Genomic DNA, 15,294 nt, shown 5'->3' with positions numbered 1-15,294 from the left:
AATCCCTCTCTATAAAAGTTCTTTACCATCAATTTTTTTTGATAGATTTATTTGCTCTATCCATTGCTCTTCAGTGAATTTACTTTTATCATATTTTAGTTTTAATAATAACTTCATACTTTCTATGGGATAATTAGCTAATACATTAATATATCTTAAACTTTTATCATCTAAGTTCCATTTATTTAAAAAACAATTTATTATTTCTTCTGTATTTATATCAATACCCTTTTTTCTTAATCTTTTTATATAATTATAACAATCATTTTCTAATAAATTATAAGATAAATAACGTATAGTTCTTATATTAATTATATTATTAATCTTAATTAAGTTTCCCTCATCCACTCTTCCTAAGCATATCTCATAATTATTCATGCTCCTCATTATTAACTCTAAATATTCTTTATCATTTAAGCTATTTAAAGAATTTTTTGCTCTGTCTAAAACTTTATTTCCTTCCTCTATAATAAAATAATCAAAATTGCTTTTTTTATTTTTTTCATCTAATATTTCAATCATTTTTTCAATCTTTTTTATTTGTACAATAAAATTAGCTATGTCTTTTCCTATTGAGCTTTCTATTCTAGGAAGCATTGTTGTCTTTCTTCCTATTAATATTTTTTGAATTTCTACAACCAGTGATATTTGCTCATTTGTGTTAATTATATTTTTCTTTGCTTTTTCTTTTGGAAATGTACTTTCTCCGACTATAACTCTATTGTCATTTAAAAATTCCAATATGTCCATCCACTCTCCCCTTTACCTAAAATATTCATTTAAGAATTCTTCCCTATAGCCAATATCCTCAATATATTTTTTTATTCTATTTATAAAAACAGATTCTTCCCATGGTTGCATTTCCCAATAATATTGAAGTCCTATTTGCCAAAACCCCTGTGGAAATCTTATAAACTCCTTAATTAAACTTAACTCTTCATCAAATACATTATTAGTTATACAATATGCATTTAAAATTAAATTTGCCTTTTGTGTACTCCATTTTCCATCTTTCATAACTCGTATAAGTAGTGACGCTAAGTCATGAAGATGAGTATCTAAAATACAATAATCAAAATCTATTATATTTAGTTCGTTATTCTTATCTACTAAAATATTGTGATGTGCTAGATCATGATGGCAAAACCCCATCTTTAGCACTTCTTTATCCATAAGACTTATATAATGGCTTCTTTTTAAACCTTCAATAGCCTTTTGACCTCTCTCAATTTCATTATTAATATTTTCTAAATATATATGGTCAAACTCTGATTTATTGGCCTTTTGTGAGATTCTTTTTTTAAAATCTAAAATTTCATCACATCTCGTTTCAAAAACTTTTATCCATTTATACCATCCTATTCTTGGATTCATATCTCTAGTTAAATTAAACCCTGAACTTAATGTATGAAGCTCTCCTATCTTTTTTGATATTTGTATTAATTCTACTGGATTATCATAATTACTTTCTCTAGCTGGTATCCATTCAGTTAAATAAGCAAAATTTTCATTTAAATTAATATAATCACTATCATTTTTTGTTTTCAATATTTGCGGTATGCTCTTAAATCCTCTTTTTTGTAAATATTTTATTGCTGATATGATAAAAAGGAAATGTGGAAAATCGTATTTTATTATTTTTATACAATAGTCACAATCTTTTGTTTTTAACTTATACGTGTTTTTAATTTTTTCAATATCGTGTATATCTATACAATAATTGCTCTCTATGATTTCCTTTAGTCTATCTATATCCATAGCTAACTCCTAAACTTTTCTTCCATTCATTATATGAAATTACATATTTTTTTGTGTTTCTTATCACATAAATTAAAGTATTATAATATTTATAATATTATAGTGTTTTTAGGAGGCGCTAGGCTTGAATATTTCCATAGATGCTAGGGGAGTAACTCTATATAAAGGCTCTGGTATTGGAACTTATACAGAAAACTTACTTAAAGAACTTTTAAATATAGATAATGAAAATACTTATACTATTTTTTGGTGTGGAGATAATTACAAGGAATTTAAAAAAAATAATTCTAAAATAGTCTTTACTTCAAAAAAGCATGGAGCCTTTTATGAAAATTATTATTACCCTAGTTATATAAAAAGTAATAATATAGACTTACACCATATACCTCAAAACGGTATTGGTTTAAATGAAGATTATAATTTTCCCTGTATTGTTACTATTCATGATTTAATACCTTATATATTACCAGAGACTGTTGGTATAGGTTACTTAGATAGATTTTTAAAATGCATGCCTATTATAATAAATAACGCTAGTGCAATATTGACAGTATCCAATTACTCTAAAAAAGATATATTAAAATTTTTTCCTTCAATAAATTCAGATAAAATATTCGTTACTCCTCTTGCTGCAAATAATACATTTAAGCCATTAAATAAATCTGATTGTATTTCTTATATAAAGAATAAATATAATATTGAATCACCTTTTATTCTTTATATCGGAGGTTTCAGCACTCGAAAAAATGTAAAAGAATTAATACTTGCATTTAATAAAATATATAAATCATTAAACAATGATTATAAGTTAGTTTTATGTGGTTCTATTAAAGATGAAGGGGCTAAACTTCAAGACTTATGTAAAGAATTATTTATAGACGATAAAGTTATTTTTACTGGTTTTATTAATGATTATGATTTACCTATTTTTTATAATGCTTCTAATCTATTTGCATATCCTTCTCTATATGAAGGTTTTGGACTTCCTCCACTTGAAGCAATGAGTTGCAAGACTCCAGTAATTACTTCAAACTTAACTTCTATACCTGAAGTAACAAATGATTGTGCTGTATTAATAGACCCTTTCAATAAAGATGAATTAGCTTCAGCTATTCTTTCTTTATTAAATTCACCAAGTCTTCTTGAGGAATATAGTGAAAAAGGCTATAAAAATAGTTTAGAATTTACTTGGACAAAAACAGCGAAAGCAACACTTAATGCATATTAAAAAGGCATTATCTGATTTAACTTAAAATATCATTACTTAACTATTAATTAAAAAGATAGGATATATCGAAACATAAACAAAATTTCGATATATCCTATCTTTATATTAATTTGCACTTAAAGTTACTTCAGTAGTTTTTGTCTGTCCATCTCTTATAAATTCTACCTTAATTGTGTCTCCTTCTTCTTTTGAGTTCTTAATTTCTTTTAATTCATCAAAAGTTTTAACTCTTTTGCCATCAACATTTATTATTAAGTCTCCAGCTTTTAATCCTGCCTTTTCTGCTGGTGAGAATTCATTGACTTCAACTATATAAAGCCCTTGTTCCATATTTAACTGTTTTGATAATGTTTCATCAACAGTTCTTATTGAGATACCTAAATTTAATATTGGCTTTGATAAAGCATCTATCTTTGTTTTTACATCATTAATTGGTATTGCAAATCCTATTCCCTCTGCACCGTCGCTAATCTTCATTGTATTTATTCCTACAACTTCACCTTTAGTATTTATAAGTGGTCCACCACTGTTACCTGGATTTATAGCCGCATTAGTTTGAACTAAATTCAAAGTTGTTCCTGTTTCTGTTTCAACATTTCTATTTAATGCACTTACTATACCATTAGTTAATGTAAATGATAAATTCTTTGATAATGGTGTACCTAATGCTAAAACTTCTTCGCCTGGTTGTAATGCATCAGAATCACCAAGTTCTACAACCCCAGGAACATCTACATCTTCATTTAATTTTATCATAGCTACATCTTGTGCTTCATCATAATTAACTATACTTGCTTTAACTTCCCTATTATCGCTTAAGGTTACAGTTACTTCTTTAGCACCTTCAACAACATGATAATTTGTTAAAATATATCCATCTTCATTGATAATAAATCCTGATCCAATCCCCTCAGCTTCTTGTGAAAACCAGCCATTATAGCTTTGAATTGATTTAGTAGATACTATTACAACTGCTGGTGCAACCTTATTATATATTTCGCTTGCCGTTAATGCACCAGAAGTAGTTGCAAATGAAACTGGATCCGCTTGAACATTTGAAGCTGTGCTACCAGTATTAGTTCCGCCATTTGAATCTTTAACTAACATATAAGTAAAACCTGAACCTGCAAATCCTCCCACTAAAGAACATATCATTGCAGTTGCTACATACTTTGCAAATCCATTATTTTTGGGTTTCTTATCGTTATGTTTTTTATATACCTCTACTCCTCCATTAATATTAGCATTTGTACTGGAACTGTTCTCATCATTGCTTTCACTATAAGCTACATCATAAATATTATCATTATTCATATATTTCTCTCCTTCTCAACCTTTATTCTATAGTTATAATATACCCTGTTAATGTGTCAACTATATGACAATATTAGATATTAATATGACTAAAAAAGGAAACTGCATTACAGTTTCCTTCGTTACTATTTATTATTTAATTTCTTTATAATATCTCTTATTGCATTTAGTACGTTATCTTGATCATTCAAAGCTAAAAAGTCTTTTTCACACTTTGTTACATAAGTAGTAGTTAAATCTGAACTACCCAATTTAGCTAAAGGATCATTTTCTAATTTCGTTATTAAATAATACGGTATTCCTGAAAAAACGCCTTCCTTTTGGCTATTACTATCCCCTTTAGTTAAAGTAGTTAATTCATTATAAACCGCTGATGTATACTTACTTTTTGTTCTATATGCCAAAAACTCTTCTTTAGTATCTTCTGGCAGTGCCGATTCTAAGTCTGTTAAATTAATATCTAAGTTCAGCTTGTCCATTAAAGCTGTCACACCTATTTGAGATCCTATATTTTCTATAAATCTTCTAAATTTGGTTATTCCTTGACTTCTAGCATATGATTTTGATTTTATAGTATCCTCATTAATTGGATCAATTAATATAACAGCTTCTACTGAATCTTTAAATTGCTCTGCAAAACTAGTTAATACTAAAGAACCATAGCCTTCCCCTACTAAAATATAAGGTTCTGACATTCCTGATTTTCTTAGTAATATCTTCAAATCTTGGGCTTGCTCCTCAGGTGTTCTTCTGCTTCCAGAATTACTGTATCCATATCCTCTTCTATTATATACAAATGTTTGAACATCATCATCTTTTAACTGCTCTACTATAGGTGACCATGCTTCTAATGTTGCACCTAAAGCTCCGTCAAATACTATAGAATATTTTCCTTCTCCTGATATTCTATAATCCATTCTCAAATCATCTACTGTTGTATAATCTACCTTTTCCCTTATTCTTTCACCATCAATAAAATTAGATATATTTTGAAAAATCATCCCTATAACTAATAAACTAATGAATATAATACAAAACAATTTTGCCTTTTCCTTAGGGCTTCTTTTCTTTTTTAAATTTGCTCTACGTACTCCGTTTGAATACGGTAAAAACTTCATTTTTTTATTCTCTCCCTATAATTTTATTGCATAAGAATATTTAAAATAAATTAAAGTTCTAATTCATCTCAAATATTCCTTTAGTAATATTCAACTGTATTTATTGTTTTATTAAAGCTTTAAATTTGGTTTTGCATTTAAATTTAAATCACTAATTTTTCCATTAATGTAGTTAAAATATGCTGCACTTCCTATCATTGCTGCATTATCAGTGCATAAAACAGGTGCTGGGAATAATACTTCTATTCCTTTTTTACTTGCCTCTTTAATAAGTGTTTCTCTTAAACTTGAATTAGATGCAACACCACCTGCAATAGCTATAGTTTTAACATTTTTCTTCTTACAAGTAGATAATACATTTTCTTTTAATACATCTATAACAGCATATTGGAAAGAAGCTGCTACATCAGCTTTATTAACTTCAATATTTTGCATCTTACACTTATTTAAGTAGTTAAGAACTGCCGACTTCACACCACTAAATGAAAAATCTAATGTTTCTTCATGGAAATTAGCTTTTGGGAATACTATTGCTTTTGGATTTCCTTCCTTTGCTAACTTATCTATTTTAGGTCCACCTGGATACCCAAGTCCTAATGCTCTTGCTACTTTATCATAAGCTTCACCTGCAGCATCATCCCTTGTTTGCCCTATTACTTCATATTCACCATAATTTTTAACATGCACTATAAATGTATGTCCTCCAGATACAACTAATGATACAAAAGGTGGTTTTAGTTCTTTATGTTGTATATAATTAGCACTAATATGTCCTTCGATATGATTTACTCCAACTAAAGGTTTTTTACTAGCAAATGCTAATCCTTTTGCAAATTGTAGTCCAACCAATAAAGCACCTACTAATCCTGGTCCATATGTAACTCCTATTGCATCTATTTTATCTAAAGTAACATTAGCCTCTTTAAGAGCTTCTTCTACTACTCCACTAATAACCTCTATATGTATTCTTGATGCAACCTCTGGTACTACTCCACCAAACTTTTGATGAGTATCTATTTGAGATGCAATTACATTAGATAATACCTCTCTTCCATTAACAACAACAGCTGCTGAAGTTTCATCACAACTTGATTCTATCGCCAAAATATATTTATTTTCCATTTATTTTTACCTCTTTTTTATAGTCTCTAACAACAATTTGTATTATATCTTAATAATAAATCATAATCAATTACTGCTTGTTTATATCAATATGCTACTGTATAGTTTACTTATATAATTGACAATTTATAATTATTACAATCAACTAATACTATAATTAATAAGTATTACAATATAATTATTAATATACTATGTGTATTATATACCTTTAATAGACTTTATTCATTATTTTTTACTATATTTTATATTTTTTTAAGTATATTAATAATTATTTAATAATTTCAATCTTATTTATATCTATTTTTATATTTTAATAAAATTTTCAGGAGAAATTTATGAAAGATTATGCGAAAGTAATAGTTTTAGGGTCACCTATAACTAAATCAAATTTTAAATTACATAATAAAGATGGTAGAGCCATATTGCCTTATAATACTGGAAAATCTCATGATAAATATGCGCTTTATGAGGAAGAAATAGCTTATTATGCTAGAAGTCAAAATCCTGATGTGATTTTAGAAGAATCACTTATTGCCATACTTAAGGTTTATTATAAAAGTGAAAAACGTCACCCAGATACTGCAAATATAACCAAAAGTATTTTTGATGGTATTGAAAAAAGTGGTTTAATCGTTAATGATGCTCAAATTAGAAGAATCATAGTAGAGGAATTTTATGATAAAGAAAATCCAAGATTTGAATTGGAGCTCTTTGGAGAAAGTTCATATTCTATTTCTTATTCTATAAATGAAAAAGAAGTTAAGGATGAACAAAGATTATATTCATCATTAAAAAAATCAACTGCTAAAAATAAAGAAATAATAAAAACCAATTCTAATAAAACTTTAACTTCTACTAATAACTTAAGTACCCAAAATAAATGTTCAATATGTAATAGTTTATTAAAAGATAATAATTTTATAACTGCCGATAAAGGCAAAACATTAATTTGTAAATCTTGTTTTAATAAACTTTTTTAAAAGGAGAAAATTATATGAATGATACTTACGTATTTTTAGGTGATAGTTTAACCTTTGGTTATGGTGTAAAACCCAAGGAAAATTGGGTAAATAAATTAAAACAAAAATATAACTTATGTATTTATAATAAAGGAGTTAATGGTAGTACTACAACAGATATGCTTTTTAGATTTCAGGAAGATGTATTAGATTTAAATCCTAATAAATTATTTATAATGGGTGGAACTAATGATCTTCTTTCCAATAGATCCATAGATTCTATAATTTCTAATATTGAATTAATGATAAAGGATTCTTTATGTAATAATATTTCTGTAATAATAGGTATTCCCCCAACTATAATACCTGAAGTTGCAAATGAACTTTTTATGAAATGTGATACTTATGAATATTGTAAAAAAAATTTATCACAGCTAAGAATTAATCTTATTGCTCTTTGCACTAAATATTCATTACCATACTTAGATTTCTACAGTGCTATTTTAAGTTCTAAAAATAAACTAGAAATTTATTCAGATGGAATTCATTTTTCCCCTAAAGGACAGGATATATTATTTAAGGAATCTGAAAATTTAATATTAATGTAATATTAAAATATTTTTATTTATTAAAAATATTATTCTTTAATTAAAGGGAGTAATTTACTATCTAATCTATTAAATAAATAGCATCTTACTCCCTATATTAATTCACTTCTTATAATTTAAAACATTTAATATTTAACCTTATTTAAATAATCAGCAGCTATCTTCCCTACCTTAAGTCCACTTTCTCCACTATTAAATAATGATTCAATTCCATTCTCCATAGTTCCACAAACAAATATCCCTTGAACTGAAGTTTCACTATTTGTAGTATTAATCATTTCTCCATCCATCATAATACTCATTTTTCTTAAGAAATCTACTTCTGGCAAATATCCTATGGATAATACTAAGGAGTCACATTCTATTGTGCTTATTTCATTTTTTTCAAAATTATTTACTTTAACTAAGTTGACTCTCTCTTCACCATCAACTTCAACTACTTCACTTTGATATACTATTGGAATATTAAATCCATTAATAATATCTAATTCATCCCTATTAAAGCACTTTCTTTCAGTTATTAATCCTCTTATATTAGCGCCCTCAATTACTAATCTTCTTGCTAATATAAGTGTCCATATGTCATTTCCACATATAACAACTTCTTTGCCTGGTAAATATCCAGTAAGATTAATTAATCTATGTGCTGAAGCTGTTGTAAATATTCCTGTAAATTTATCAACTGGAACTATAATATTTCCTGTATATTTTTCTCTACAACCAGCAGCTAAAACTATAGACTCTGCTTCAATTGATTTAATTCCCTCACTTGGATTAACATAAGTAATTACCTTATCCCTATTTACCTCTAAGACTTTCGTATTAATCTTAACTTTACCGCCTAAACTAATAAAATTCTCGATTAATATACTTCCAAGTTCCGGACCTGTTACAGTTTCATTTAAGTAATATTCTCCAAAGCCATTATTAATAAATAAATTTAGATTTCCGCCAAGGACATCTTCTTTCTCCAAAATTAAAACATTTTTAATTCCAGACTTTAAAGCTGAAACTGCTGCTGATAATCCCGATGCTCCTGAACCAATTACAACTAAATCATATTTATCCATTAATTAGACCCCTCTCCAGCAACAGAAAGCTCTCGTATCACAATACTAGGGCTTCCTACACTACTCATAGGGAATTTTAAATCACTTCCTATTTCCTTAATATCTTTTAATAAATTAAAGAAATTTCCTGCTACTGTTATTTGCTCTACTGGATGAACTTTAATTCCATTTTCTATATAAAAACCTTTTGCCGCTAATGAAAAATCTCCTGTTATTGAGTTTGCTCCAGAGTGTAATCCTGCAAAATCAGTTATCATTAACCCATTTCCCACTAAATTAATTAATTCTTCTATATTTTTAGAACCTGGCTCAATATAAAAATTAGTAGGACTTACTGATATTGGTGATGCATATGAATTTTTAAATCCATTTCCAGTTGATTTAACTCCAGCCTTATTAGCAGTCTTTAAATTGTGAAGTAAGCTTTCTAAAGTTCCTTCTTTTATTAAGTAAGTTTTATTAGTTGCAACACCTTCATCATCAAATGCAACAGATGCTAATCCATCTACTAAATGTGGATCATCAACTAAATTAACATTATTTGCTGCAATAACTTCTCCTTCTTTACCTTTTAAAAGACTTAATCCTTTTTGTACTGCATCTGCACTAAATATTCCTGCAAAAGTTGATAAAAGAGAAACCATTGCTTCATTATTTATTATTACCTTATAGTTTCCTGATTTAACAGAAGTCGCTCCTATTTTACTTAAAGCTTCATCAACTCCCATTTTTGCTATTTTCTTAGCATCAACTTCATCTAATGATTTTGCAACAACATACCCAAATCCATCAATCATGTTATTTCCTTCTTTAATTACAGGAACAACATATGCTGTTAATATATTAGATTTGTTGTGTAAATTTAATCCTTTTGAGTTAATAATTCCATACTTACCTGAGCTATAAGAAACTGCACACCCACTAAAACTTTCAACCTTATCACAATAATTTTTAGCTTCATTTTCCATGTCTAATGCAATTTTAATTAATTTATCTGCTGGTAAATTTTCTAAGGCATCAGAATACGTACTAATATCCTTATATTCTTTATCTCCTTCATAAATAAACTGAACATCTTCACTTTCAATAGCTAAAACATTTTCCTTAGCTCTATTTACAAGCATTTCTATAGCAGCTTCATCTAATATTTCTGTATAAGAATATCCTATTTTATCTCCAAGCTTTGCTCTAAAAGATAAACCATATGAGTTATTTAAATTATATTTTTCAACTTCACCCTTATATACACTTATACTTAGGCTTTCTTTATCTACATAGTAAACCTCATATTCAGAAAATCCTGCTTCTTTAGCCTTTTTAAATAGAGACTTAACAAATACATCTAATTCCATATATATCCCCTCCTATCTTCCACCAACTGTTATTTCTCTAACTCTAATCATTGGTTGACCTACGTTTGCTGCAATACTTCCTGATACTGAACCACACATACCTTGACCTTGAGTCATATTATTACCAACCATATCAATATCCATTAATATTTCGCTACCTTTTCCAATTAAGCTAGCTCCTCTAACAGGCTCTTGTATAACCCCATTTTTAACTAAATATCCTTCAGATACAGCAAAGTTAAATTCTCCTGTTACAGGATTTACAGAACCCCCGCCCATCTTTTTAGCATATAATCCATCACTAATTGACTTAATTATATCTTCTGGATTATCATCACCATTAGCTATATAAGTATTAGTCATTCTAGAAGTTGGTGCAAATTTATAACTTTGTCTTCTACCACTTCCTGTTGGCGCCATACCCATTCTACGCCCATTTAATTTATCAATCATATATGATTTTAATATTCCATTTTCAATAAGTACATTCTTCTGAGTTTTATTTCCTTCATCATCAATATTTAATGATCCCCATGCATTTGGAATTGTCCCATCATCAATAGCAGTAACTTTTGTAGATGCTATTTGCTTTCCAAGCATTCCTGTAAACACTGAATTGCCCTTTGCAACAGATGTAGCTTCTAAAGAATGTCCACATGCCTCATGGAATATAACACCTCCAAATCCGTTATCTATAGCAACAGTCATTCTTCCTGCAGGACAATTCTTTGCATGTAGCATTGTATAAGCTTGTTTAGCAGCCTCTCTACCATAATACTCTGGATCTATTTCTTTAAACATTTCAAATCCCATATGTCTACCAGGCCCCTCAGTTCCTGTTTGATTTTCCCCATTTGCTGATGCAATTGCATTTACAGTCAATCTAGTTCTGACTCTTCTGTCTTCTGTATACAATCCTTCTGTGTTTGCAATTAAAACATGTTGGTCTTTATCTAGGTATCCTACTCCAACTTGAGCTATTTCACTATGATAATTTTTAGCAGCATTATATGCAACCTTCATCACGCCAATTTTTTTATTTAACTCTACTGTTGATGGAGTAATTATTATAGGATTAAAGCTTATAGTCTCTCTTTCATTTAAAACTATCATTTTATCTTCCTTTAATTCACCTAATGCTAATGCTGCTTTTTGGGCAACATTTAAAAGTGATGTTAAACTATTATTGTTTGTATATGCATAAACGCTCTTCAAGCCTTTAAATATTCTTATACCTATTCCGTAAGCTCTTCCTCCTACAGAATTTTCTACCTTACCATTTAGTATACTTATTGAATTATCTATAGTATCTTCTTCAAAAATTTCAGCAAAATCTCCACCAGTTATTAAACATCTTCCAAGCACCCTTTGTGCTACTTCACGAGATAACATATGCCACTCCTCCTTTTATATAATGAATTATATATTATTAATTATATACCATAAATCCTATTATTTACTATAAATTTATATCTTATGATTTTTAATAAAAAAATAAGAGATACTATTATAATTTAGTATCTCTTATTCTATATAAACTATCATTTTTTATATTAGTATTTCTTTTTCCATAATGATGGACTAAACAATATAAGCATTGGATATATCTCAAGTCTACCTGCAAGCATACAGAAAGATAATACTATCTTACTTAATCCTGAAAATGCTGCAAAATTTCCTGTAGGACCTACCATTTCAAGTCCTGGACCTATATTACTTAGTGTAGCTATTACTGATGTAACAGTTGTTGTAACATCAAAATTATCAAAAGATACTATAAATATAGCTATAAGCGCTATGATTATATATGCAAATATAAATAAAAATACACCTGATATAGTTTCTTCTTCTACTACATTTCCATCAATTTTTACACTCTTAACTCTTCTAGGATGTAATATTTTATCTATTTCTCTTCTTATTGCTTTAAAAACTATTACTATTCTTACAGTTTTAATACCTCCACCTGTAGAACCAGCCATTGCTCCCATAAACATAAGCATAACTAAAATCATTTTACTAAGTGTTGGCCATAAATTAAAATCAGCTGTTGCATATCCTGTAGTGGTTACTATGGATGCTACTTGGAAAGATGAATCTCTTATAGATTTTACTACATCTCCTGTATTAAATGGTATTATATTCACTGTTATAATTGCTATTGAAGCCATTACCGCAATTATATACCACTTTAATTCTTCGCTTTTAAAGAATGATTTTATATTTCCTCTTATAATTTGAAAGTATAAAACAAAATTTACTCCAAATAAAAGCATGAATACAGTAATAATCCATTCTACAGCAGGATTATTAAAAGCAGCAACACTTGCATTCATATTAGAAAACCCACCTGTACCAGCAGTTCCTAAAGCATGAATTATAGAGTCATACCATGACATACCAGCAATCTTTAAAAAGCCAGTTTCAATTAAAGTCAATACAAAATAAATTGCATATAATATTTTTGCTGTTTGATTAATTTTAGGAACTATTTTTCCTGGAGTTGGTCCTGGGCTTTCAGCCTTTAATAAATGTATAGTATTTCCACCAAAAGAAGGCATTAGAGCTAAAATAAATATTAAAAATCCCATACCTCCAACCCAATGGGTAAAACTTCTCCAAAATAATATTCCCTTAGGTAATGATTGTATTTCTGTTAATATAGATGCACCTGTTGTTGTAAATCCTGATGCTGTCTCAAAAAATGCATCTATAAAAGATGGAATTGCTCCACTAAAAATAAATGGTAATGCTCCAAATATAGAAATTACTATCCATGCTAATCCAACTGTTAAAAAACCTTCCTTAGCATATATTTCTTTTCTTTTAGATTTTATTTTAGTTAAAATTAAAGATATAGGAATCATTAATAATATCGTATATAAAAATGCACTTGCATCTCCTTGACCATAATAAATTGCTACAAAATATGGTATTAATAATAACAATAATTCATACTTTATTACGTGGCCTAATATATTCAATATAACTGGAAAATTCATTATCTAAATCCTCCAGAAACTAAATCATTAATGCCACTAACTTTATCTTTTTTTGATATTATTATTATTCTATCTCCAAATTCTATTTTATCATCTCCAGATGGAATAATTATTTTATCATTTCTAACTATAGTAGCTATAATCACATCTTTCATTAAGCTTACATCTTTTAATTTTTTATTTAAAAAACTAACATTATTATTAACCAATAATTCAACTGCTTCAGCTTTTTCATCAAATATCTTATAAACATTTTCAATAGAACACTTATTTCTATCCTTTAAAAATCTTATGTATTTTAATATTTTATTAGCAGTTATAGTTTTAGGACTTATTATAGTATCTAACCCAACATTTTTAGCAATTACATTATAATTAAATCTAGTAATTTTAGTAATTACATTCTTAACATTATTATTCATTGCAAATAATGATGTTATTATATTCTCTTCATCTCTTCCAGTTAATGCTATAAAAGCATCTGAACACTCTAGGTTTTCTGATAAAAGTAATTCATGATCAGTTCCATCACCATTAATTACTATAGCATCAGGTAATGATTCATTTAACTCTCTACATTTTTCTATATTAAATTCAATAATTTTAGGAGTAACACCTATTTTATCTATTATATTAACTAAATAATGTGTTATTCTTCCACCACCTATTATCAAAGGATTTTTTATTTTATCTTGAAATCTTCCTAGCTTTTTAAAGAAAGTTTCTATTTTTTTATGTTCACCTATTACATATATTTTATCATCTTTACGTAATATAAAATCCCCAGTAGGTATATAAACTATACCATTTCGTTCAACTCCTGATATTAATATAGAATCCTTAAGAGCTTTTATTTGACATATAGCGTTTCCATCTAGCCCATCACTTTCTAGTATAGTAAATCCAACTAAATCAACCATTCCTTTTGCAAAAGTATCTACACTTCTTACAGATGGGAACTTAATTAATTTTACTATCTCCAAAGCTGCTTCTTTTTCTGGATTTATAACTAAGTCAATTCCTAACTCATCCTTTAGCATAATTATTTCTTCAGAGTACTGTGGTGCTCTAACTCTAGCAATTGTATATTTTGCTCCTAGTTTTTTAGCTGTTAATGAGCATAACATATTAACTTCATCACTATTTGTAACTGAAATTACTACATCAGCTTTTTTTATTCCAGCTTCATGAAGAACTTTTAAACTAGTACCGTTGCCCTTTAGCCCCATTACATCTAATTTTTCCATAATAGCATTTAATGCATTAATGTTGCTATCAATTACAGTAATATTATCTCCTTCATCCGAAAGATATTTAGCCAAGGTATAACCAACTTTACCGGCTCCGATAATTATAACTTCCATTTTTTTTACCCCTCATTAGTAATAATATATTTGAATTAATTTAATCGTCACATTAATCAATTATATGATAAAATATTATTTTTTTCACCTATTTTTATTTAATATAGTTATTATTTATTTAAATAAACAAAAAAGATTAGTAAATTTATGTTTTATCTACTAACCTCATATAAAATTTATATTTATTTTTTATTAATAACAAAAAATAAGTTAGAATCACTTAGTTGTAATTCTAACTTATATGGCTCCGCGAAGAGGACTCGAACCCCAGCCTATCGGTTAACAGCCGAATGCTCCTCCATTGAGCTATCGCGGATTATTCTAAGAGATTTATTCTCTGAAAATTGCATATGAATTATTTTATATTTTGGTCAAGCCCTCGACCTATTAGTATCAGTC

General features: G+C 27.9%; 13 protein-coding genes and 1 tRNA gene. 3 read left to right on the top strand and 11 right to left on the bottom strand.

Features of this window, described 5'->3' with window-relative positions; genetic code table 11:
* Positions 1-9 precede the first annotated feature (9 nt).
* Together HMPREF0216_RS05780 and HMPREF0216_RS05775 are read right to left on the bottom strand one after the other, a co-directional pair.
* The gene (locus HMPREF0216_RS05780; RefSeq protein ID WP_005212337.1) at positions 10-750 is read right to left on the bottom strand and encodes a hypothetical protein; all 741 of its coding nucleotides are present in this window, start codon (positions 748-750) and stop codon (positions 10-12) included.
* Between the two features lie 12 nt (positions 751-762).
* Positions 763-1,758: a CotS family spore coat protein gene (locus HMPREF0216_RS05775; protein WP_005212335.1), complete on the bottom strand. Its 996-nt coding sequence runs from the start codon at positions 1,756-1,758 to the stop codon at positions 763-765.
* A 124-nt stretch (positions 1,759-1,882) separates the two neighbouring features.
* Between HMPREF0216_RS05775 and HMPREF0216_RS05770 the strand changes: the two genes are divergently transcribed.
* Positions 1,883-2,986, top strand: a complete 1,104-nt coding sequence (locus tag HMPREF0216_RS05770; RefSeq protein ID WP_005212333.1) for a glycosyltransferase family 4 protein — start codon at positions 1,883-1,885, stop codon at positions 2,984-2,986.
* 105 nt (positions 2,987-3,091) lie between these two features.
* Here HMPREF0216_RS05770 and HMPREF0216_RS05765 read toward each other — a convergent pair whose 3' ends face one another.
* The 3 genes from HMPREF0216_RS05765 to tsaD form a co-directional block, all read right to left on the bottom strand.
* Positions 3,092-4,300, bottom strand: a complete 1,209-nt coding sequence (locus tag HMPREF0216_RS05765; protein ID WP_005212332.1) for a S1C family serine protease — start codon at positions 4,298-4,300, stop codon at positions 3,092-3,094.
* 125 nt (positions 4,301-4,425) lie between these two features.
* Positions 4,426-5,418, bottom strand: coding sequence for an alpha/beta fold hydrolase (locus tag HMPREF0216_RS05760; protein WP_005212330.1), 993 nt, complete (start codon positions 5,416-5,418; stop codon positions 4,426-4,428).
* A gap of 111 nt (positions 5,419-5,529) precedes the next feature.
* Positions 5,530-6,540: a tRNA (adenosine(37)-N6)-threonylcarbamoyltransferase complex transferase subunit TsaD gene (tsaD, locus tag HMPREF0216_RS05755; RefSeq protein ID WP_005212329.1), complete on the bottom strand. Its 1,011-nt coding sequence runs from the start codon at positions 6,538-6,540 to the stop codon at positions 5,530-5,532.
* Between the two features lie 335 nt (positions 6,541-6,875).
* Between tsaD and HMPREF0216_RS05750 the strand changes: the two genes are divergently transcribed.
* Complete coding sequence (locus HMPREF0216_RS05750; protein ID WP_005212327.1) at positions 6,876-7,520, top strand: RusA family crossover junction endodeoxyribonuclease; 645 nt, start codon at positions 6,876-6,878, stop codon at positions 7,518-7,520.
* A 14-nt stretch (positions 7,521-7,534) separates the two neighbouring features.
* Positions 7,535-8,107, top strand: coding sequence for a GDSL-type esterase/lipase family protein (locus HMPREF0216_RS05745; protein ID WP_005212325.1), 573 nt, complete (start codon positions 7,535-7,537; stop codon positions 8,105-8,107).
* 125 nt (positions 8,108-8,232) lie between these two features.
* Here the strand turns inward: HMPREF0216_RS05745 and HMPREF0216_RS05740 are convergent, their stop codons facing one another.
* The 6 genes from HMPREF0216_RS05740 to HMPREF0216_RS05715 form a co-directional block, all read right to left on the bottom strand.
* Positions 8,233-9,177, bottom strand: a complete 945-nt coding sequence (locus HMPREF0216_RS05740; protein WP_005212320.1) for an NAD(P)/FAD-dependent oxidoreductase — start codon at positions 9,175-9,177, stop codon at positions 8,233-8,235.
* Entirely contained in the window at positions 9,177-10,529 is a 1,353-nt protein-coding gene (locus HMPREF0216_RS05735) for a TldD/PmbA family protein (RefSeq protein WP_005212317.1), read from the bottom strand. The genes HMPREF0216_RS05740 and HMPREF0216_RS05735 overlap by 1 nt, the downstream gene beginning before the upstream one ends.
* 12 nt (positions 10,530-10,541) lie before the next feature.
* A complete protein-coding gene (locus HMPREF0216_RS05730) occupies positions 10,542-11,921 on the bottom strand; it encodes a TldD/PmbA family protein (RefSeq protein WP_005212315.1) in 1,380 nt (459 codons plus the stop codon).
* A 161-nt stretch (positions 11,922-12,082) separates the two neighbouring features.
* Complete coding sequence (locus HMPREF0216_RS05725) at positions 12,083-13,531, bottom strand: TrkH family potassium uptake protein (protein ID WP_005212313.1); 1,449 nt, start codon at positions 13,529-13,531, stop codon at positions 12,083-12,085.
* Positions 13,531-14,895, bottom strand: a complete 1,365-nt coding sequence (gene trkA, locus HMPREF0216_RS05720) for a Trk system potassium transporter TrkA (protein WP_005212311.1) — start codon at positions 14,893-14,895, stop codon at positions 13,531-13,533. The genes HMPREF0216_RS05725 and trkA overlap by 1 nt, the downstream gene beginning before the upstream one ends.
* Positions 14,896-15,137: 242 nt before the next feature.
* Positions 15,138-15,211: transfer RNA gene (locus HMPREF0216_RS05715), tRNA-Asn, on the bottom strand.
* Positions 15,212-15,294 lie beyond the last annotated feature (83 nt).

It is taken from the genome of Clostridium celatum DSM 1785, assembly GCF_000320405.1.
Classification (GTDB): Bacteria; Bacillota; Clostridia; order Clostridiales; family Clostridiaceae; genus Clostridium; species Clostridium celatum.
The sequence above is the reverse complement of the archived record's forward strand: the minus strand, read 5'-3'. Positions and strand labels throughout refer to the sequence as shown.